This is a genomic window from Lichenicola sp., from assembly GCF_965198575.1.
In the GTDB taxonomy this organism is placed as follows: Bacteria; Pseudomonadota; Alphaproteobacteria; order Acetobacterales; family Acetobacteraceae; genus Lichenicola.
On the sequence record NZ_OZ240671.1, the window covers coordinates 671102 to 692229 of the forward strand.

21 protein-coding genes are annotated in these 21128 nt (G+C 67.0%); 18 read left to right on the forward strand and 3 right to left on the reverse strand.

Annotated features, from left to right (window positions below):
* Positions 1–134: 134 nt before the first annotated feature.
* The gene (locus tag ACOEQ2_RS03265; protein ID WP_419729956.1) at positions 135–479 is read left to right on the forward strand and encodes a VOC family protein; all 345 of its coding nucleotides are present in this window, start codon (positions 135–137) and stop codon (positions 477–479) included.
* 38 nt (positions 480–517) lie between these two features.
* On the opposite strand, the gene ACOEQ2_RS03270 is transcribed toward ACOEQ2_RS03265, so the two are convergent.
* Positions 518–1525 carry a diacylglycerol/lipid kinase family protein gene (locus ACOEQ2_RS03270; protein WP_419729957.1) on the reverse strand — a complete coding sequence of 336 codons (1008 nt, stop codon included), beginning with the start codon at positions 1523–1525 and terminating at the stop codon, positions 518–520.
* 199 nt (positions 1526–1724) lie between these two features.
* Between ACOEQ2_RS03270 and ACOEQ2_RS03275 the strand changes: the two genes are divergently transcribed.
* The 4 genes from ACOEQ2_RS03275 (at position 1725) to ACOEQ2_RS03290 (ending at position 5684) form a co-directional block, all read left to right on the forward strand.
* Positions 1725–2588, forward strand: coding sequence for a UDP-2,3-diacylglucosamine diphosphatase (locus ACOEQ2_RS03275; protein ID WP_419729958.1), 864 nt, complete (start codon positions 1725–1727; stop codon positions 2586–2588).
* 73 nt (positions 2589–2661) lie between these two features.
* Positions 2662–3696 (forward strand): glycosyltransferase family 4 protein, encoded by a 1035-nt coding sequence (locus ACOEQ2_RS03280; RefSeq protein WP_419731125.1) that lies wholly within the window; start codon positions 2662–2664, stop codon positions 3694–3696.
* Between the two features lie 77 nt (positions 3697–3773).
* Positions 3774–5039, forward strand: a complete 1266-nt coding sequence (locus ACOEQ2_RS03285) for an MFS transporter (protein WP_419729959.1) — start codon at positions 3774–3776, stop codon at positions 5037–5039.
* 165 nt (positions 5040–5204) lie between these two features.
* A complete protein-coding gene (locus tag ACOEQ2_RS03290) occupies positions 5205–5684 on the forward strand; it encodes a hypothetical protein (RefSeq protein ID WP_419729960.1) in 480 nt (159 codons plus the stop codon).
* Between the two features lie 163 nt (positions 5685–5847).
* Here the strand turns inward: ACOEQ2_RS03290 and ACOEQ2_RS03295 are convergent, their stop codons facing one another.
* Positions 5848–6288 (reverse strand): zinc-ribbon domain-containing protein, encoded by a 441-nt coding sequence (locus ACOEQ2_RS03295; protein WP_419729961.1) that lies wholly within the window; start codon positions 6286–6288, stop codon positions 5848–5850.
* Between the two features lie 152 nt (positions 6289–6440).
* Here ACOEQ2_RS03295 and ACOEQ2_RS03300 point away from each other — a divergent pair, with 152 nt between their 5' ends.
* From ACOEQ2_RS03300 to ACOEQ2_RS03350, 11 genes are all read left to right on the forward strand, one after another.
* Entirely contained in the window at positions 6441–7142 is a 702-nt protein-coding gene (locus tag ACOEQ2_RS03300; protein WP_419729962.1) for a cell division ATP-binding protein FtsE, read from the forward strand.
* Positions 7132–8130: a cell division protein FtsX gene (locus ACOEQ2_RS03305; RefSeq protein WP_419729963.1), complete on the forward strand. Its 999-nt coding sequence runs from the start codon at positions 7132–7134 to the stop codon at positions 8128–8130. Before ACOEQ2_RS03300 ends, ACOEQ2_RS03305 begins: the two co-directional genes overlap by 11 nt.
* Positions 8127–8783 carry a YdcF family protein gene (locus tag ACOEQ2_RS03310; RefSeq protein ID WP_419729964.1) on the forward strand — a complete coding sequence of 219 codons (657 nt, stop codon included), beginning with the start codon at positions 8127–8129 and terminating at the stop codon, positions 8781–8783. Before ACOEQ2_RS03305 ends, ACOEQ2_RS03310 begins: the two co-directional genes overlap by 4 nt.
* 8 nt (positions 8784–8791) lie before the next feature.
* The gene (locus ACOEQ2_RS03315; protein ID WP_419731126.1) at positions 8792–9556 is read left to right on the forward strand and encodes a lysophospholipid acyltransferase family protein; all 765 of its coding nucleotides are present in this window, start codon (positions 8792–8794) and stop codon (positions 9554–9556) included.
* 313 nt (positions 9557–9869) lie between these two features.
* On the forward strand, positions 9870–11021 hold the full coding sequence (locus tag ACOEQ2_RS03320) for a DUF2125 domain-containing protein (RefSeq protein ID WP_419731127.1): 1152 nt from the start codon (positions 9870–9872) through the stop codon (positions 11019–11021).
* Between the two features lie 145 nt (positions 11022–11166).
* Positions 11167–12636: a cytochrome ubiquinol oxidase subunit I gene (locus tag ACOEQ2_RS03325; protein ID WP_419729965.1), complete on the forward strand. Its 1470-nt coding sequence runs from the start codon at positions 11167–11169 to the stop codon at positions 12634–12636.
* Between the two features lie 5 nt (positions 12637–12641).
* Positions 12642–13664: a cytochrome d ubiquinol oxidase subunit II gene (cydB, locus tag ACOEQ2_RS03330; protein ID WP_419729966.1), complete on the forward strand. Its 1023-nt coding sequence runs from the start codon at positions 12642–12644 to the stop codon at positions 13662–13664.
* A gap of 4 nt (positions 13665–13668) precedes the next feature.
* Positions 13669–13797 (forward strand): hypothetical protein, encoded by a 129-nt coding sequence (locus ACOEQ2_RS03335; RefSeq protein ID WP_419729967.1) that lies wholly within the window; start codon positions 13669–13671, stop codon positions 13795–13797.
* A 1444-nt stretch (positions 13798–15241) separates the two neighbouring features.
* On the forward strand, positions 15242–16075 hold the full coding sequence (locus tag ACOEQ2_RS03340) for an IclR family transcriptional regulator (RefSeq protein ID WP_419729968.1): 834 nt from the start codon (positions 15242–15244) through the stop codon (positions 16073–16075).
* A gap of 26 nt (positions 16076–16101) precedes the next feature.
* Entirely contained in the window at positions 16102–16977 is an 876-nt protein-coding gene (locus tag ACOEQ2_RS03345) for a 2-hydroxy-3-oxopropionate reductase (protein ID WP_419729969.1), read from the forward strand.
* A 57-nt stretch (positions 16978–17034) separates the two neighbouring features.
* Complete coding sequence (locus ACOEQ2_RS03350; protein WP_419729970.1) at positions 17035–18012, forward strand: 2-hydroxyacid dehydrogenase; 978 nt, start codon at positions 17035–17037, stop codon at positions 18010–18012.
* 238 nt (positions 18013–18250) lie between these two features.
* On the opposite strand, the gene ACOEQ2_RS03355 is transcribed toward ACOEQ2_RS03350, so the two are convergent.
* Entirely contained in the window at positions 18251–18589 is a 339-nt protein-coding gene (locus ACOEQ2_RS03355) for a hypothetical protein (protein WP_419729971.1), read from the reverse strand.
* 4 nt (positions 18590–18593) lie between these two features.
* On the opposite strand from ACOEQ2_RS03355, the gene ACOEQ2_RS03360 reads away from it, so the two are divergent.
* Together ACOEQ2_RS03360 and ACOEQ2_RS03365 are read left to right on the forward strand one after the other, a co-directional pair.
* Positions 18594–19559, forward strand: coding sequence for an ABC transporter substrate-binding protein (locus ACOEQ2_RS03360; protein WP_419729972.1), 966 nt, complete (start codon positions 18594–18596; stop codon positions 19557–19559).
* A gap of 81 nt (positions 19560–19640) precedes the next feature.
* Positions 19641–21128: a sugar ABC transporter ATP-binding protein gene (locus tag ACOEQ2_RS03365; protein ID WP_419729973.1), complete on the forward strand. Its 1488-nt coding sequence runs from the start codon at positions 19641–19643 to the stop codon at positions 21126–21128.

Sequence of the window (21128 nt, forward strand, 5' to 3'; positions counted from 1 at the left end):
CCGATCCGCTGTTCGCGGCCAACCAGACAGCCGCGCCGGCGCCGCGTCAAGCACCAGCCACTGCGTGCGATATTGCTTGACCAAGGCCGGCCGACCTGAGAACGTTTCATGAACAGATTCGAAAGGAGCCGCAGATGGTCGCGCGTCCGAATTTCATCGAGCTGCCTTCGAAGGACATCGATGCCGCACGATTGTTCTATGCCGGCGCCTTCGGCTGGCAGCTGACCGGCTTCGGCCCGAGCTACGCCTGCACCATGACCGGGGACGTCGATATCGGCCTGCAGTCAGATCCGGCGGAGGTGACGGCGGCGCCGCTGGCGGTCATCCAGGTCGATGATCTGGAGGCCGCCATGCTCGGTGTCACGACATGCGGCGGCCGCATCCTCAAGCCGATCTTCGGCTTCCCCGGAGGTCGCCGGTTCCACTTCGCCGACCCGAACGGCAACGAACTCGCGGTGATGGCTGTGGAACCCGCCTGACGCCACCGCGACACCGCGCGCGGGCCCATCGCGTGGCGCTAGTGCGTTCGCGTCGTGCCGGACGCGATCCCTGCCTCCCCCAACCCGGGCAATGCACCCGGAACGAGTGCAGGCAGGGCGGTGTCGGGAACCCGATCGACGGTCACGCCGCTTCGGCCGTTGCTCCACTGGATGGTGTTGCCGATCAGCACCCGCAGCGGGCCGCTCGCATCGGTGACCCGCAATGGCGCCGTGCCGGCCGGGTCGCCGTCCGCCTGCGCCGGCAGCCCGTCCTGCTCGAGCACTTCCACCTCCGACGCGCGGCGATGCGTCACGCCTGGGACCCGGCCCAGCATGTTCAACGGCAGGGCGGCGCCGGCGAGCAGGGCCGACGCGATTCCGGCATGCTCGAACAGCATCACCGAGAAACCGGGTGCGGTCGGCGTGGCGTCCGGCGCCAAGAGGTAGGGGCCGCCATAGAGCCGCCCCTTGGCGATGATGACGCTGCCGGTCTGCATCTGCTCGCCGTCGACGCGCAGGCGGATCTGTCCGAACCGGTAACGCGGCAACTCGCGCAGCGTCTGCACGACATAGGCGCCCTTGCCGAGCACGCGCTTCACCGGACGCGAGATGTGATGCACCACATGCGCGTCGAAGCCGATGCCGAGCATCTGCACGAACAGCCTGGTGCCGAGCGCACTCTGCATGATGCCCGGCCACAGCGGCACGGTGCGCTCGGACGTCAGGATCGAGGCGATCCCGGTCGAATCGGTCGGCAGCCGCAGCTCGTGTGCCAGGACGTTGGCGGTGCCGAGCGGGATGATGCCGAGCAGCGTGTTCGAGCCGTCGAGTCCCGCCGCCACTTCGGCGATGGTGCCGTCACCGCCGGCCGCGACGACCAGCCTGACACCCGCGCGTGCCGCCTCGCGTGCCAGCGCCTGCGCATGGCCGGCGTGCATGGTTTCCGCCACCTCGAGTCGCACGCCGTGCGCCACCAGCACGTCGAGCACGGCCCAGAGTCGGCGCACACGCCTGCGTCCTGCGGTCGGGTTGTAGATGACGAGCATGCCAGATGATCCAGACGCGCAACGCGTGACTTTCCTTGATAACGGAGAGCCGGCCTCGATGTTCGTGACGATCCTGTGTCACGGTCGTAATCGGGCATCATCGAGATGTCACACGTGGAGGTTGCGAACCGGGATATAGCGGCGGCGTCGCGTCATGAACGTTTTGGGCGAGGCACTCGATCGACATGGGAGAGAGCCTGTGGATTCCATCCAGCTCCAGCCTCCGGCAACCCACTACAGAACCGTTTTCATTTCCGACGTGCATCTCGGCACGCGCGGCAGTCGCGCCGATTTCCTGGTGGATTTCCTGAGCCAGATCGCCTGCGACAAGCTCTATCTCGTCGGCGACATCATCGATGGCTGGCGCCTGCGCAAGAGCTGGTACTGGGACGCGCATCACGACGCAGTGCTGCAGCTCATCCTGGAGATGGTCCGCAACGGCACCGAGGTCACCTACATCCCGGGCAACCACGACGAGATCTTCCGCAAATGGTTGCCGATGCGACTCGAGATCGCCGGCATCCGGCTGTGCCAGGACGCCATCCACGAAACCGCCGACGGCCGTCGCCTGCTGGTCATGCACGGCGACGAATTCGACAGTGTCGTGCGCTACGCACGGTTTCTCGCATTGCTCGGCGACCGCGCGTATTCCGCGTCGCTGGTGATCAATCGCGGCTTCAACCTGGTGCGCCGGCGGCTCGGACTGCCGTATCGGTCGCTCTCGGCGTGGCTCAAACGCCAGGTCAAGGGTGCCGTCATGGCGATCGATCGTTTCGAGCAGGCGCTCGCCGCGGAGGCCCGCAGACGCGGCGTGGACGGCGTCGTATGCGGCCACATCCACCATGCCGAAATGCGCGACATCGGTGACGTGCTCTACATCAACGACGGCGACTGGGTGGAAAGCTGCACCGCGCTGGTCGAGCATGATGGCGGGCGACTGGAGCTGATCGACTGGGCAGAGCGTCGCCGGCTGTCGTTCCTCGCCACCCGCGAGCCGCGCCGCCGTGCGGCTCCAGGACACGACCCCGCACCCGAGCCGCGTCCCCAGCCGGTTGCCGCCTGAATTGGACCAGTTCGCGTTGCAGCCGGCCGCTCCCACACGGGATAGGCTCGAGACCGACGCCCCCGCCCGGCGCATCCTCATCGTGTCCGATGCCTGGCGTCCACAGGTGAACGGCGTGGTGCGCACGCTCGCCACCGTCACCGACGAGCTGCGCGCACTCGGCCATCACGTCGAGGTCGTCGGGCCGGACCGCTTCCGCACCATCCCCTGCCCGACCTATCCCGACATCCGCCTGTCGATCCTGCCGAAGCGCCGCCTCGCCCGCATCATCGAGCAGTTCGCGCCTGACCATCTACATATCGCCACCGAAGGACCGCTCGGTCTCGCCGCCCGCGCGTGGGCGAAGCGGCGTCGGTTCGCCTTCACCAGCTCGTTCCACACGCGGTTTCCGGAATACATCCACGCCCGCACCGGCATTCCGGTCGGCATCGCGTACGCATTTCTCAGGCGCTTCCACAACGACGCGTCCGCGACTTTGATCGCCACCCGCAGCCTGCAGGAGGATCTGGCAGGGCGCGGCTTCACCCGCCTGGTGCGCTGGTCGCGCGGTGTCGACCTGGCGCGCTTCAATCCGCAACCGCGACGCGACTGGGCCACCGAATACAACGTCGCACGGCCGATCTTTCTCTATGTCGGCCGGATCGCGGTGGAAAAGAACATCGACGCATTTCTCGAGCTCGAGCTACCGGGCTCGAAGATCGTCGTCGGCGGCGGTCCGCAACTCGCCGCCCTCAAGGCGCGGTATCCGGACGTCGTGTTCACCGGACCGTTCTCCGAAGCCGAGCTCGCGGCCGCCTATGCCGGTGGCGACGTGTTCGTGTTCCCCAGCCGCACCGACACCTTCGGGCTGGTGGTGCTCGAGGCGCTCGCCTGCGGGGTTCCGGTCGCCGCGTACGACGTCACCGGACCGAAGGATATCCTCGGCGACGCATCCGGCCATGTCGGCGCCTTCGGCCCGGATCTGCGCGCGTCCGCACTCGCCGCCCTCGACGCCGACCGTGGCGATTGTCGCGCGCACGCCGAGCGTTTCACCTGGGCCGCATGCGCCGGGATCTTCCTGTCCGCACTGGTGCCGCTCGCCGCCGGGACCACGTCCGCGAAAAATTGAGCAGCCGCCGCACGATGGTTCAAGTCGTGCGTGCGGTCCGCCCTTGACGGCAACCGGCCGTCCGGTGCCGCTGCGGCATGCGCTCACATCCCGCCTCCACCGGCTTCATTCTCGCCACCATCGCGCTCGACGCGTTGAGCTTTGCCATCGTGATCCCGGTGGTGCCCGACATGGTGATGCAGATCGGGCACCTGAAGCACGCGCAGGCGTCGCTGTGGCTCGGCATCATCTTTGCCGCGTTCGCCGGCATGCAGTTCCTGTGCGCCCCGATCGCCGGAGGCCTCAGCGACCGGTTCGGACGCCGGCCGGTGCTGCTGATCTCGCTGTCAGCGTTGGGCGTGAACGCGCTGCTCTGGATCTGGGTGCCCAACCTCTGGTGGCTGTTGGTCCTGCGCCTGGTGGCCGGGGCACTCGCGGGCAATATCGGCGCCGCCACCGCCTACGTCGCCGACGTGACGCCGCCGGAACAGCGCGCCCGGGCATTCGGCCTGGTCGGCGCGATGTTCGGGCTGGGCTTCGTGGTCGGCCCGGCGCTGGGCGGCTGGCTCGGCAGCATCTGGCTGCGGCTGCCGTTCCTGGTGTCCGCCGCGCTGATCGCCTGCAACGTGGTGTATGGATTGGTCGTGCTGCCGGAAAGCCTGCCGCCCGAGCGGCGCCGGGCCTTCTCCTGGAAGCGCGCCAATCCGATCGGCACGCTCACGCTGTTCAACCAGAACGGCTGGACCCGACGCCTCGGCTTCGCCTGGTGCTGCGGCTGGGTGGCGCTCGGCGCGCAGCAGAGCAGCTTCATCCTGGCCAACCAGATGCGGTTCGGTTGGAGCATCGCCGAGAACGGCGCCGCCCTGGCGCTCGGCGGCATCACCCAGGCACTGGTGCAGGGCGTGCTGGTCGGCCGCATGACCAGGCGCTTCGGTCCGCGTCGAACGGCCCTGGCCGGGTACGGCTTCGCGGTCGCCGGCTACCTCGCCTACGCGCTGGCCTCGCGCACCTGGATCATGCTGCCCGGGATCATGCTGCTGGCGGTGGCCGCCCTCGGCAATCCGGCGATCCAGTCGATGCTCTCGATCGCTGCCGGACCGCGGCGCCAGGGCGAATTGCAGGGCAGCCTGTCCTCGTTGCAGGGCCTGAGCATGGTGGTCGGCCCGGTGGTCACCGGAATCGTGTTCGAGCTCGCCACCAGGCCAGGCAGCCCGTTGCATTTTCCGGGGGCACCGTTCCTGCTTGCAGGCCTGGTTTGCCTCGCAGGCCTGCTGGCGATCCTCTCGCTGCCGGACCCGGACCGGATTGCCCAGGTTCCGGAGCGCCGGGCGGATGCATCGGAGGATGCGCTGCAATCGGGCTGAACCGGGCCGTCGCGGTTGCAGGCGGAACGCCCTCTGTTGCCGCGGGACGCCGCGCGGGTCTAGAGCAGCGTGGCAGCCCGCACCCGATCCAGGGTCGCCGCACGTGGAACGACGTCCTGTGCAAGGGCGCGCGGTCGGATCGGGATGCGAGGAGAGAGAACCGCGATGAACGGCACTACCCGGATCGAGCCCCCGCATGATCAACCGCTTGCCCAGCCGGTCCCGGCCCGGGTCGCCGTCCGCCCGCAGGCCGCCCGCCAGCAGGTCGGCGGTCGGGGACGCACGCCGTTGATGCTGCTCCGGCTGATGGTCTGGAGCGTGCTGCATTTCGTGTTCTATTTCCTGCAGCAGCTGGCCGAACTGCTGGCGCCGCTGCTGCTGGTCGCCGGCATCGGCTGGTGGGCCCTGCCGAAGATCGTCGGCGCCATCACCACCGGCACCGGCCTGACCGGCACCGGTGCTCCCGCGAACACCGACAGCCAGGCCCGCGACATCCTGAACACGATCTCCGGCACGATTCCGACCGGCATCCATATCGCCGGCCACTGGATCACCGCCGTCTGGCTGGTCATGGCCGGCCTGCTGCTGATGGCGGTCGCGGCGATCGGGGCGACCCTCTCCGCCCTGGCCGCCCGCGAAATGTGAGACCGCTCGAGACCCGGCTGTGCCGGCGATCCGGCGCGACCGTCTGCGCTTGCCGCATGCTCACGGCCAACAGGCCGCTCCGCTCCGGGTCTCGAAAGACACGCCGGGCTCGGCACAACCTGGTCTCGAACGGTCGCTGCGCTTGGAAATTGGGGCGTGCCGCTTACCGGAGGTTCGCCCTCGGTAGCAGCTGCCAGAGGCGCATCGAGGGCGGCCAGCGGTGCCCGATCAGGGCGTGCCAATGCCACAGCGCCAGCACCACGCCGGCGATGACCACCAGGCTCAGGATCCAGAGCACGACCCAGAGTCGCCTGCCGCCGATGCCCCAGCCCGGTTGCCCCGATTGTTGCGACGGCGACGCGGAGGCCGGCTCGGCGATGGCGCCCGGCATGAAGCCGAGCGGTGCCAGCGTGATCCCGGCCGGCTCGTCGTAGGATGCTTTCTCCGCCCGGTCGTCCGGCGCAGGCGCCTCGACCACCGGCTCCACAACTGCAGGCACCCGCCATTCGGTGCCGCAGCCGGTGCATCGCAACAGGCGCGGGCGGGCGAGCTGGGCGGTCGGGATCTCGTATTCCGCCGCACAGGACGGGCAGAGGACGTGCATCGCTGATCGCCCCCACCTTTCGACGTCCCAGCGTCGCACAACTTCCTGTAGAAATGGTGAATGCTTCTGGTATTCCCCGCGCGATGCCGCGTCGCCACCGTCGTTGCCACCCCGGTTGGCAGCTGCCGCCCGGCCGGCGGACGCGTCCGGCAGTGATCCATCTGCGCGAGGTCGGCCTGCGCTATGACCGCACGAATGCCGCCGGGCGCACCCCCGGCAGCAGCCCCGGCAGCAGCATCGACGTGCTGAATGCGGTGAGCTTCGAGATCCCGGCCGGGTCCTTCCGCTGGGTGCTCGGGCCCTCCGGGGCGGGCAAGTCGAGCCTGCTGCGGCTGCTGAACCTGAGCGCCAGGCCGAGCCACGGCGAGATGGAGCTGTTCGGGGTGTCGGTGAAGCGGGCGCGCCGATCGGTGCTGGCGAAGCTGCGACGTCGCACCGGCACGGTGTTCCAGGATCTGCGGCTGCTGCCCGAGCTCAGCGTGTATGACAACGTGGCGCTGCGGCTGCGGCTGGACGGGCTGCCGGAGGACCGCATCGAGACCGAGGTGACCGAGATGCTGCGCTGGGTCGGGCTCGGCCGGAAGCTGCAGGCGACGCCGCCGCAACTGTCCGGCGGCGAGCAGCAGCGGGTTGCGGTGGCCCGCGCGGTGGTGCACCGGCCGCCGCTGCTGCTGGCCGACGAACCGACCGGCGCACTCGACGAGCCGCAGGCGATCCGGCTCATGCAGCTGTTCCTCGAGCTCAACCAGATGGGCTCGACGGTGCTGGTCGCCACCCACAACGAGAGCCTGACCCGCCGCTTCCCCGGACCCTCGCTCCGGCTCGAGCGCGGCACCCTGGTCGATGATGGCTAGGGCCCCGTCGGCGAAGTCGTCGCGCAAGCGGTCCGACGGCCTGGCGCTGCGCCGTGCGCTGTCCGACCGGCTGCTGCCGGCGCTGGTCGCTGCGATGACCTTCCTCGCGTCGCTGGCGCTGGCCGGCGCGGTCGGTGCGTCGCTGCTGGCGAGCCGCTGGAGCTCGGGTGCGGCCAGCGTGCTGACCGTGCAGGTGCCGGACGGCGACCAGGCCGCCGCGTCGGGAGGTGCTGCGACCACCCGGATCGACGCCGTGGCGGCGCTGCTCTCGGCCGATTCGGCATTCGTTAGCGTGCATCGGCTCGATGCCCATGCCCTCGCCGGGCTGCTCTCGCCCTGGCTCGGCGACACCGCCAGCATCGCCCTGCCGCTCCCCGCCGTGGTGGAGCTGCGGCTGCGCGCCGGCCAAGCCGCGCCGTCCGGACTTGCCGCCCGCCTCGACCAGGCCGCACCCGGCACGCTGGTGGAGAGCAACGGCGCCTGGAGCGACCGGCTGGTGGTGCTGACCACGAGCCTGCAGGCCTGTGCCGGGCTGGCGCTGCTGGTCGTGGCCGGGGTCGCGGTCGCCGTGGTGGCGGTGGCGACCCGCGCCGGGCTCGCGGCACGGCGGCAGGCGATCGAGATCGTGCACGGCCTCGGCGCCAGCGACAGCTACATCGCCGGCCGCTTTGCCCGCCGCGCGACCAGCCTGGCGGTCACCGGGGGCGCGCTCGGCACGATCGTCTCGGTGCCGCTGCTGCTGACGCTGTGCCGCCTGGCCGCACCGTTCGCGGCCCCTCCCGGACCGACGCCGCTGCCACCCGGCATGCCCGACCCGTTGGCCGCGTTGCAGCCGGGCGCGCTCGGATTCGACGCCCTGGAGCAGGCTTTCGGTCGCATGCCGCTGCCGCTCTGGATCGCGCTGCCGCTGCTGCCGGTGATGGCGGCCGCGATCGGCTGGTGCACGGCGCAGGCGACCGTGCGCACCTGGCTCCGGCGCCTGCCATGAGGTCGGCGCTGCGTCCCTCACCCGCCGACCGGCACGCCCGCGCGCACCGCCACCGGTTTCGCGGCCCGTTCGCTGTGCTGCTGCTGTTGCTGGTGGCAGCGTGGTGCGGAGGGTTCGGCTGGTTTGCCTGGACCGCGATGCAGCCGGCGGCCGCGGTCCCGGTCGCCGACGGCATCGTCGTGCTCACCGGGGGTGCCGGACGCATCGAGGCAGCACTCGACCTGCTGCAGCAGCAGCGCGCCCGGCTGATGCTGATCTCCGGGGTATCGGAGCATCTCGACCTGCAGCAGGTCATGCGGCCCACCGGTCGCAGCCTGCCGCCCGGGGTCGCGGACCGCATCGCTCTGGGCCACAGCGCCACCTCGACCGTCGGCAACGCCATCGAGGCGGCCTCCTGGGCACGCGCCAACAGCCTGCATTCGCTGATCGTCGTCACCGCCGGCTACCATATGCGCCGGGCGTTGGCGGAAATCGGCACCGCACTCCCCGATATCGCCCTCTACCCGGACCCGGTGCAGCCGCCGGCGCTGGCCGAGGCCGGGCTCGGACGGTTGCGGCTCGGCACGCTGCGACTGCTGGCCTCGGAATACAGCAAATGGCTGGCGGTCGAGGTCGGGCTGACCGGCTCGGCGCACCTGCGGGAGACGGCATGACTCAACTCATCACGCTACTCCGCGCCGGGCTGTTCAACCTGTATTTCCTCCTGCTGACCATCGTCATGGGCCTGGCCGCCTTCTGGGTCCGGCTGTTCGCGCGCCGGCACGCCCTCGCCTACGCGCAATGCTGGGCCCGCCTGACGCTGGCCGGCCTGCGCCACATCTGCGGCATCGGCGTCGTGGTGACCGGCGCCGAGCACCTGCCATCGACCGGTCCGATCCTGATCGCCTCGCAGCACCAGTCGGCGTTCGACACCCTGGTCTGGATGAACCTGGTGCCGCGGCCGGCCTACGTGATGAAGCGCGAGCTTACCCGCATCCCGCTGGTCGGGCCGATGCTGCTGCTCGCCGGCATGATCCCGCTGGAGCGGCAGGGTGGTGCGCGGGCGCTGCGTGAGCTCATGCGCGCCACCGAAGCCGCGCGGGACGACGGACGCCAGATCGTGATCTTCCCGGAAGGCACCCGGGTGCTCGCCGGCGACGCCGTGCCGCTGCAGCCGGGCGTCGCGGCACTGGCGTCGCATGCCGGACTGCCGGTGCTGCCGGTGGCGACCGATTCCGGCAAGCGCTGGTCGCGACGGGCGTTCATGAAGCACCCGGGGAGCATCCATATCGACATCGCCCCGGCGATTCCGGCCGGCCTCAGGCGCGGGCAGTTGCTGGCGGAAATCCGCCGCGCCTGGATCTCGGTGGAAGCCCGCCGGGCGGCCATCCTGCCTGTGGATAAGACTGTGGGAAGGATGCCGGAGATCGGGGATGGCCGCGGCTAAAACCGCCCGATATCCAGATGAAAGAAGCACTTCGGGGACGTCCCACCGGGCTCGATTCGTCTCATGGCATGGCAGCCACTATCGAACCTACGTTAGCCTCACTACCACCTTGCTGAATGGCGCGCCCGGGACGGCATACCGTGGCGGCCGGACACAGCGACCGGCAGCCATTCCACGCCAGTCCAACGGCGCGCCGATCAAGGGTGTGGACAACCCTGTGCATGGTTGCCCCGAATGCCGGGACGGTCGGCTTGACAGCCTCGCCAGTTCAAGGACTTCGCGAGGGGTTGCGAGGTGATCTATGAAGGTGTCGATGCATCCTGCAGAACGCTCCCGCCGGTCCCGCCGGTTTCGTGCGCTGGTCGTCGCCACGATGCTGCTCTCGACCCTGCTGGTCGGGCTCGACACGCTGATGTGGTTCCGGCTCGAGCGGGTGCTGGATCGCCGCCTTGCCGCACTCGCCCAGGACGCCCGTGCAAGCGGCTGGCACTTCACCGCGAGGGCCGGCGAGCGCGGCGGCTGGCCCCTGTCGGCCACGCTGATCCTGATCCGGCCGACCCTCGCCGGCGCCGATCGGCTGATCCCGGGCGGCATCGGCTGGTCCGGCGAGCGGGCGACGCTCAGCCTGTCGTTGCTGCCGCCGCACCGGACCACCATCATCGCGGGCGGCACGCAGACGCTGTCGGTGGCATCAGGTTCACCCGATGCCGTAGCGCTGAGGTTCTGGGCGGCACGGCTGGCGCTGCACCTGCCCGACGATGACGACGCTCGCGGGCAAGCCGGCACGCGGCAGTTCAGCTTCGATGCAGAGGCCCTGCATGTCGCCGCACCCGGGAGCGGACCGGACGACATCGCCCAGCTCGCCGACGCGAACGGCCGGCTCGACTGGCCACCCACCCGGACACCCGACCAGGCGGCGGCCTCTGTTCCCGCCGGCCCGGATCAGCCGGCCGTCTCGCTCTCGCTGGACCTGCACGATATCGCCCTGCCGGCCCGGCTGCGCACCCCGATGCGCGTGCTGCAGCAGGCCAGGCTCCGGCTGCAGCTCACCGGTCGACGGCCGGAGTTGCAGATGCGACTTAAGGACGCGCTTGACAGGTGGCGCGGGTCCGGCGGGCAGCTCCGGATCACCGAGGCCAGCCTCGAGTGGGGCGGCAGCAGTGCCGCGTTGGCGGGCGATGCCGGTCTCGATGCGGATGGCGCGCTCGACGGTGGGTTCCAGCTCGCACTGACCCAACCCGACCCGGTGCTCCGCCAGCTGGAGGAAGCCGGCCTGCTGCGCCCGGGCGTGTCCCGCTCGATCGCGGCGGTGCTCGGGCTGATTGCCGCGTCCGAGCCCGGTCCGCACATCCACCTCCCGCTCGACCTCCGCCATGGCCTGCTCAGCCTCGGCCGGATCCCGCTGCTGCAGATCGGCCCCCGGCCGGGGTCCGCCACCGGCACCGCTTCAGTTTCGACACCGTGACGATGCCGATCTGGCATTTGAAACCGGGGCAGGCGCTGGCCATCTGATCAGCATCGGATATGCTGGCTCCGGCTCAGCACTCCGATGACGACCCGTGTGCCGATTGCCGGCGCACTGCCGCTTCAACCGAAGGCGCCGCTCCGTCATGTTCGCCATCACGGCCCTGCACATCGCCCGTGCCCAGTTCGGCTTCACCGTAGCCTTTCACATCCTGTTTCCCGCGTTCTCGATCGGGCTTGCCGCCTACCTCGCCGTGCTCGAGGGGCTGTGGCTGAAAACCGGGCGGCAGGTCTATCTCGACCTGTTCCGCTACTGGCTGAAGATCTTCTCGATCGGCTTCGCGATGGGCGTCGTGTCCGGCGTGGTGATGTCCTACGAGTTCGGCACCAACTGGTCGCGCTTCGCCGCCAAGGCCGGCCCGGTGCTGGGCCCGATGCTGGCCTACGAGGTGCTGACGGCGTTCTTCCTCGAAGCCGGGTTCCTCGGCGTGATGCTGTTCGGCATGAACCGGGTCGGCAAGCGGCTGCATTTCACCGCCACCTGCCTGGTATCGATCGGCACGCTGATCTCGATGAGCTGGATCCTCGCCTCCAACAGCTGGATGCAGACCCCCGCCGGCTACGTCATCGACAAGGCCACCGGCCGCTTCCTGCCCGACGATTGGTGGAAGATCGTCTTCAACCCGTCCTTCCCGTACCGGCTGGTGCATATGGGCCTGGCGGCGTTCCTGTGCGTCGCGTTCTCGGTCGGCGCGGTGGGCGCCTACCACCTGTTGCGTGACCGCAAGGCCGGCCGCCAGCCGACCGAGGCGGTACGGGTGATGTTCTCGATGGCGATGTGGATGGCGGCGATCGTGGCGCCGATGCAGATCCTCGCCGGCGACACCCAGGGCCTGAACACGCTGCAATACCAGCCGGCGAAGATCGCGGCGATGGAAGGCGACTGGGATACCAAGGGCCGCGCGCCGGAGATCCTGTTCGGCATCCCGAACATGAAGACCGAAACCACCGACTACAAGATCGAGCTGCCGTTCGCAGGCTCGCTGATCCTGACCCACAGCCTTGACGGCAAGGTGCCCGGGCTGAAGCAGTTCGCGCCTGCCGACCGACCCTACTCGCCGCTGATCTTCTTCACCTTCCGGATCATGATCGGGCTCGGCTTCCTGATGTTCGGGCTCGGGCTGTTCAGCCTGTTCCTGCGCTGGAAGGGGACGTTCTATGAGAACGTGTGGCTGCACCGGTTCGCCCTGGTGATGGCGCCATCGGGGTTCCTGGCATTGCTGTGCGGCTGGATCACCACCGAGGTCGGTCGTCAGCCCTACACGGTGTACGGCCTGCTGCGGACCACCGACAGCGTCTCGCCGATCGCCCTGCCCGGCATCGCCACCTCGATGATCGCCTTCGTGGTGGTGTATTTCGCGGTCTTCGGCGCCGGCCTGGTGTTCATCCTCAGGCTGATGAGCAAGGAGCCCGAGTTCGGTGAGCCCGGCCTCGATCCCCGCGAGCCCACCCGCACCTCCGGCATCCATCCCGGCCCCGCACAGGGCACCGGCAGCAAGGCCGATCGTCGGCCGCGTCCCGCGCCGGGCTACACAGCACCGCATCCGGCGGAGTGAGCAGCATGGGGGACCAGGCACACTGGCTGCCGATCGTCTGGGCCTGCATCGCCTGCTTCACGGTGCTGGCCTACATCGTCCTGGACGGGTTCGATCTCGGCCTCGGCATCCTGTTCGCGGTCGAGTACGAGCGGCCCGACCGCGACGTCATGGTCAACACCGTGGCCCCGGTGTGGGACGGCAACGAGACCTGGCTGATCCTGGGCGGGGCGGCACTCTACGGCGTGTTCCCGGTCGCCTACGCCACGATCCTGCCGGCGCTGTATCCGCCGATCATCGCCATGCTGCTGGCGCTGATCTTCCGCGGGGTGGCATTCGAGTTCCGCTTCCGCGCCGAAAGCCAGCACTCCAAGCTGATCTGGGACGTCGCGTTCTTCGGCGGCTCGGTGCTGGCGGCCCTCACCCAGGGGCTGATCCTCGGTGGGCTGATCCAGGGCATCAAGGTCGTCGACGGCCAGTACGCCGGCGGCTGGTTCGACTGGCTGAGCGGCTTCTCGGTGTTCTGCGGCCTGGCCGTCGTGGTCGGCTATGCTTTGCTCGGCGCCTGCTGGCTGGTCTGGCGCACCGGTGGCGCGCTACAGGCGCGGGCCCGCAAGCACGCCAAGGTCCTGGCCCTCGTCACGCTGGCAATGATCGTCGTGGTCAGTCTGTGGACGCCCACCCTGCACCTGCACTACCTGCGGCACTGGGCTGTCTGGCCGCGTATCCTTTTCGTCGCACCGGTGCCGATCCTGGTGGCGGTGCTGGCGCTGCTGTTCTGGCGCAGCGTCGACGACGAGCGACACCACCTGCTTCCGCTGCTGTGCGCGCTCGGCTGGTTCTTCCTGTGCTTCACCGGGCTCGGTGTAAGCCTCTGGCCGTGGATCGTGCCGCCGAGCATCGACATCTGGCAGGCCTCGTCACCGCCCTCGAGCCAGAAATTCCTGCTCGTGGGGGCCGTGGTGCTGATCCCGACGATCCTGGCCTATACCAGCTACTCGTACTGGGTCTTCCGCGGCAAGATCGACGGGGAGACGCATTATCACTGAGTTCGTGCCTGCCGACGCGAAGCCGCCACGTCGCCTGGCGGTGCGGGTGCTGTGGTTCATCGGCATCTGGGCGGTGAGCATCGTCGTCGTGGCCGGTGTCGCCGAGGGGCTTAAGAAGCTCATCCTCGGCTGATGGTCTTTCCGGCAGTGTGGCAGAACCGGGCCACGCTGAAGCGCGTGCCGCGTGTCTTGGATGTTCTGCGCGGTCGGCGGCGAAGACACGGTCTAGCCGGTTGCCGGTGCGGTGACAGACGGCTCCGGTGGATCGCTCGTTGGCCTTGCGTCGCGGTATCTCCCGCTTGGCGGGACCGGTCTCGCTTGGGTTCAAGCCAGGCTGCAGGGCGGCGGGGATGATTGCCGGGATCACGATGTCGCCCGTTCACAAGGTCGGCATAGGGACCTGGTTAGACCGGCAAGGCAACCGCCAGCAGGCTCACGCCTGTCAGACGCCTGCGCGCAACGTCGGGCCGATCCTGCCCGGGGGTGCCTGGGGCTTCTTTCCAAGCACATCGACGGCCAGGAAGACCCACACCGCGCCGCAACTCACTCTGCCACCAGGCTCGCTTGACCCGTCCCGAACAGCAGCAGGCAACGCCAGTTGCCTCGCGGTTTGAGGCCCACGCTGCCGATGGCTTTCGACACCGCGACCACGGGACCACATTGCCACGCCCACGACGGATGTCCTGACCATCTCGGGGCATCTATGGCCATTCCAAGCAATGCCGACAACACGTTCAGCCAAAACTGATGAGTAGGCTTGTGTCATGAGCTGCTGGCCTCCAACCCAGCCAGCAGCTTCAGTTCCACCCACCAGAACGCAGCATCCCGGATTAATTCCACCATAGACGATCAGGCTCCATGCCAGACGTCGCAGGCCCAACCGTAAACGCTCGGATAGGCCAGATCGGTGTGTGATGCAGCGTGCCCGGAAATCTATCCAATCAGGTTCTGAACATTACGCTTGCACAGAAGCTGACAATGCCGCGTTTCTCTCCGAGCTCAGTCGTTGCTTTGTCGTATTGATGATAATTGACCTAAGGTCTTTTGATCGACGGCAACTTTAGTTTTCGGAAACGTCCATCGATAGGGTGCCTGGTAAGGCGCCGTCACGATGGCATCCAGGTCTGGATGCGCCTCTCACTGAGCCCTGCAGACGGGAACTCCGTCTGCCGACGATATCCTGCGCTCGACGGCTGCAAGTCATAACCCGGGATCCCACAAGTTCCGTTACGGTACCGGACCGGTTTACGTCGACTGTATATTCGTCAGCTCCTCTTCGATTGCATATCGTCTGGGTCCCCGTCTTTGGAGCCTGACACGAGAAATTGTCGCCCCGTCTTTCGGAAGGTGTCACGCGTCGGAACCTTTTCGGGGACACGGGTCATGCCAACCAACGCAACAGAGCGATGCGTCGACACCGGCTTTTCGATCAGCGCCGGACACACGTGACCGGAAAAGTTTTGCACTGCACAAGAACTCACCTTGGGAAGCGGACGACAGATTACTGACTGGAGGTCGTTGACAGCCGAATTGGATACGAGCAGCTTCAGCCCAACAAGGAACTTGAGTTCCAGGTAATGAACAAAGTGGAAAACGTTTCGAGTTTGAAGGTTCCTGCGCTGGGCAAGGGTGTGGCGCTCTTGGAGGCGGTCGCACGCGAACCCGGGCTGGGGTTTACCGGGCTGCAGGAGCGGCTCGGCCTGCCGAAAAGTTCGACCCATCACCTCATCTCGACAATGTGCGAACTCGGCCTGATCAAAAAGCGGGCGCTCGGCGGCTATGGTCTGGGACTGAAGTTGCTGGAGCTCGCCGGTCTTGCAAACGAGAGCAACGACGTTCAACGGGACGCGATCCCGATCCTCCGCGACTTCGCGAGGCAGATCCAACTCACGTGCCATCTCGGCGTGTACGAGAACGGCGAGGCGGTTTATCTTGCACGCGTCGAGGGTGCGCAGGACATCATCGTCAAGTCCCATGTCGGCCAGCGTTTCCCGGTCAGTTGCAGCGCCCTCGGCAAGAGCCTGGTCGCATGGTTGGCGCCCGACATGCTCGACGAGGTGATCGCAAAGCTCGCATTCGAGAAGCGGATGCCGAAGACAGTCATGAACGCGGCGGATTTCCGTCTCGATCTCGGCGAGGTCCGGCGCCGGGGCTGGGCGCTCGATGACGAGGAACAGGCGCCGAATTGTCGCTGCATCGCCGCGCCGATCCGCGATCGCGACGGTGTGATCGTGGCCGCCATCAGCGCGGTCGGCACGTTGGAACAGGTCGGCGACGCGCGCCTGAAGGCGCTTGCAGCGCAAGTCGTGGCCGCAGCAAACGCCATTTCGGAATCCGTCTACAGCACCGCCGCGCAAACGACGACGCCGCCGAGATCACGCGCGGCCAGAAGCAGGGGGAACACTCTTTGAACATCGCATTCATCGGCCTGGGCGTCATGGGGCGCCCGATGGCAGAACACCTGATCAAGGCCGGCCATCGGGTTCGCCTCGCGAGCCGTTCCGGTGTGCCGTCGGGAATGGGCGACGGCGACGTGGTGAAATGCGCGAGTGCGGCCGAAGCGGCCATGGACGCCGAAGTCATCATCACGATGGTGCCGGACACGCCGGACGTCGAAGCCGTTCTGTTCGGCCCGGCCGGTGTGATGGAAACAGCCAAGCCCGGCTCGATCGTCGTCGACATGAGCTCCATCTCGCCGCTGGCGAGCAAGCAGTTCGCAGCCCGCCTTGGCGAGCGTGGGATCGGGTGCCTCGATGCGCCGGTATCGGGCGGTGAAGTCGGTGCGAAGGCAGCATCGCTTACCATCATGGTCGGCGGTCCGGCGGAGCTGTTCGAGCGCGTCAAGCCACTCTTCGCGCTGATGGGGCGGAACATCAACCTGGTTGGCGAGCACGGTGCCGGCCAGACGACGAAGGTCGCCAACCAGATCATCGTGGCACTCACGATCGAGGCCGTGTCCGAGGCTTTGGTGTTCGCCTCTCGCGCAGGCGCCGACCCGGCCCGCGTGCGCGAGGCGCTGCTCGGCGGCTTCGCCAATTCCCGGGTGCTCGAGGTGCATGGCGAGCGGATGATCAAGCGCAATTTCACGCCTGGTTTCCGCGTCGAATTGCACCAGAAGGATCTCAACCTGGCGCTCGAGAACGCCCGCCTCCTGGGCGTTTCGCTCCCCGCGACGGCCCTCGCCCGATCGCTGTTCAGCGCGTGCGAGTCACATGGCGGCGGCCGCGACGATCATTCGTCGATGGTGCGCGCGATCGAACTGCTGGCCAATCATGAGATCGGCAGACCCATCGTCGACAACACGAACACGTAACGACCGGACCAACAGCGCCGGCATCGCCGCTGCCGCTTACCAGACGAGACATGATCGATGAGGCAGAAGATCTACATCACGCGGGCGATACCCCGTGCCACGATCGAGGCACTCGAGGCGGAGCACGACGTCACCGTCAATCCGGAGGATCGCGCGCTCTCCCCCGAGGAGCTCCGTCATAACGTCGCCGGCTGTGCCGCCATCGTTTCGTTGCTGACCGATCGCATCGACGGACAGCTTCTCGACGCGGCCGGACCAGGCTGCCGCATCGTCGCGAACTACGCAGTGGGCACGAACAATTTCGACGTGCCGGCTGCCACGGAACGTGGTGTCGCACTCACCAACACCCCCGGCGTGCTCGACGATGCAACGGCGACGCACACCATTGCGCTGCTTCTGGCGATGGCGCGCCGTATCCCCGAAGCCGAACGTTATCTGCGTGAAGGACGCTGGGACGGATGGAAGCCGATGTTCTTCATCGGTGCCGACGTCGATCACAAGGTCCTTGGCATTGCCGGTGCAGGCAGGATCGGACGCAACGTTGCCCGCAAGGCACGTGGGTTCAACATGGAGATCATCTACAGCGACGTGGAGCCGAACCGCGCCATCGAGGACGAGAGCGGCGCGCGGTTCGTCAGCAAGGATGAACTCCTGGCGCGATCGGATTTCCTGACACTGCACGTCCCGCTCCTGCCCGAGACCCGCCACTACATCGGTGCAGGCGAGCTCGCGCGGATGAAGTCGACCGCCATCCTGATCAATGCCAGCCGTGGGCCGGTCATCGACGAAAAGGCGCTTGTCGAGGCGTTGCGCGAAAACCGTATCTGGGGCGCGGCACTCGATGTGTTCGAGGATGAGCCCGTACTTGCCCCTGGCCTGGTCGACCTGCCGAACGTGGTCATCGTGCCGCACATCGCCTCCGCTACGGAGGGGACGAGGCTTCAGATGGGTGAGATCGTATCGCGCAACGTCCTGGCCGTGTTGTCGGGCGGGCAACCCGACTGTTGTATCAACATGGAGGCATTACGCCGGTGAAACATGTTCGATCACGATGACGAACGCCGGATTTGAAGCATCAAGTTGAAGTGAACGCTCGAATTTCACTTTATAATACCGTCTTCGGATCCGGCTTCGACTTTTTAGTTAAATAATGCGATCAAGACGTCATCTGTTGATGACAACAAGCGCCGAAACGGGCATTTTATTCATGAGCAGGCCAGGCAAGTTAGACCCGGCCGCTTGGGGAAACAGACAATGAGTGCGAGCATCGCACCTACGCTTTTCGGTCGATACGGGCCCGCCAGCGGTCCCGATAAAGAATGGGCTGTCGACGATCATCTGCCGGGTCGGCGATGTCGGCGCAAAACACAAGGCTGCCGAGCCGGCGCGCGTCGCAGCTGAATCGGTAGATGCGACGCCTTCTCCGGATGTCGCTGTAAATACTGGATCGAAAAACATTGCCGTCGGCGAAGTCGAGCGGCATCAACCAAGAAACGTAGAGGGATCGGAACATGTCCGGCCTGTCAAAAACCAATAAGACCATGATTGCCGCAGCCATGCTGTGCGGCGTCTCTTCCGCCGCCATCGCAGCCGACGAGCCGACGATCGGCATCGTCGTGCCGACCTTGGACTCCCAGTTCTGGAACAGGGACGTTGCGTTCCTGCAGACGGGTGCAGCCCAGCTCGGCGTGCACCTGATCGTGCTGAACGCCGACAACAAGCCGGATCAGATGACCCAGGCTGCGCAGGATCTCGTCGCCCGCAAGGTCGACGGCATCATCTCGGTCGGATACTGGTCGACCGCACCCGCCACGATCAGGTTCGCCAAGCGCGCCAACATTCCCGTCATCATCGTCGACACCTATCCGACCTTCGCCCCGCTGTCCGGGGACCACACCAACTACATCGCGTTCGTGGGCCCGAGCGATGCCGACTCCGGTTACCGCATGGGCAAGGCCCTGCTCGCTACGGTCAAGCCAGGCCCGGACGGCAAGAAGATGATCGGCGTCGTCAACGGAACCGCCGGCACGTCGGTCGCGATCGACCGGCGCAAGGGTTTCCAGAAGGCTGTCGATGAAGACGGCAACGTCACGATCGTGGGCGAGGTCGACGGCAACTTCGTCCGCGACCAGTCGCAGACGGCGTTCGAGTCGCTCTACCAGGGCCATCCCGACATCAAGGGTGTCTGGTGCGGCAACGATCCGACGGCGATGGGCGTGCTTGCGGCGTTGAAGAGCAAGGGCAAGGTGCCCGGCAAGGACGTCATGGTCGTCGGCATGGATCTCAATCCCGAGAACGTCGAGGAAGTGAAGAACGGCGAGCAGGTGTTCGACATCGGCGGCCACTGGGTTCAGGGCGGCATCGGGCTGGAGATCATGTATAACTATCTCCACGGTTTCAAGCTTCCTGCGGATCAGGCAAACATCAAGCTGAAGCTGCTGCCGATGACGACGGCCGATGTTCCTCGCTTCGAGAAGGACTTCCCGGGCGGTCAGCCCAACTACGACTTCAAGGCGCATTCGAAGGTCTTCAACAAGGACGCGCCGTTGTCCCCGGCGTTCGATATCCATTACTCGAACTAACTTTCCCGGAAGTCGGCCGCACGCCGTCCGCGGCGTGCGGCGCTCCCTGTTATTTCGTTACTTCTTGCACGGTTGGACTCCATGACGCTCGTTGCAGTCGGTCTGAACAAGCAGTATGGCCCGACCCGTGCGGCCGACGACGTTTCGATTACCCTGCGCGCGGGTAGGGTGCATGCCATCGTCGGCGAGAACGGCGCCGGCAAATCCACGACTCTCCGCATGCTCAGTGGCGCCGTGCGTCCGGACAGCGGCGAAATGAGGCTGAACGACGCGCCCTATGCGCCGCAATCCCTGGTCGACGCCACGTCGCAAGGTGTGGCGCTGGTTCATCAGGAAATCACGATCAACCGGTCGCTGACGATCGCCGAGAACATCTTCATCGGATCTCTCCGCCGTTACGCCGGCCCGCTCGGCATCATGAAGCGCAAGGCGATGGCGGCGGTGGCGCAGGCAGCGCTCGACCGGATCGGCGTCAAGATCTCGGTCTCGACCAACATCGACCGGCTCAATCTCGGCGAGCTGAAATGCATCGAGATCGCCCGCGCCATCTCGTCCGATCCCAACACCCTCCTGCTCGACGAGTCCACCGCCTATCTCGATCATCGCGAGGTGGACGCGGTCCTGACCGTGATGCAGGAATTGAAGTCGCAGGGCATGACGATCGGCTTCGTGTCGCATCACCTGAGCGAGGTGCTGGCCGCAGCCGACGACCTGACGATCCTGAAGGACGGCCGCTTCGTCGGCTCCTATGGCTCCAAGACGATCGAAGCCAACGAGATCCACCGCCTGATGGTCGGGCGCGACCTGTCGCACGGCACCTATCCGCCGCGCTCGTCGGCGACCGGTCTCGCAGCACCTGCCATCCTGCGCGCACGGGAGGTGGCGGTCGGGCGGGAATTGAACGATCTCAGCATCGAGGTCAGGCGCGGCGAGATCGTCGGCCTCGCGGGCCTCAAGGGTGCAGGTGCGGAGGCGCTTTTTGCCGGCATCGTCGGGGACGAGGCATTGCGTCATGGCGCCCTGGAGCTTGAGGGCAAGGATTATCATCCCCGCACGCCGCGCACCGCCTGGCATGACGGCATCGCCCATCTTCCCGGGGATCGGGGCAATGAGGGTTTGATCGCCGGCTTCAGCGTGCTCGACAATCTCGTGATGGCCCGGCCGCCGAAGCGCGGACCGTTCTTTGACAAGACGCGTGCGCGTGCCATCTCCGACGACCTGATCAGGCAGATCGGCATCCGGACGTCGAGCGCCGACGCGCCATGCCGCTCGCTGTCGGGCGGCAACATGCAGAAAGTCGTGCTCGGAAAATGCCTGGCCGTCGGCCCGACACTGCTCCTGCTGAACAACCCGACGCGCGGCGTGGACATGGGCGCCCGCGTCGAGATCTACGGGCTCATGCGCCAGAAGGCGACAGAGGGCCTGGCCATCCTGCTGTCGTCCGAGGACATGCCCGAACTGATCGGCATGTCGGACCGTCTCGTCGTGCTCCGGCAGGGTGTGGTCGCCCGCGAATTCGCCACGATGGATGGCGTCGAAGAGCATGACATCGTGAAGTACATGACCTGA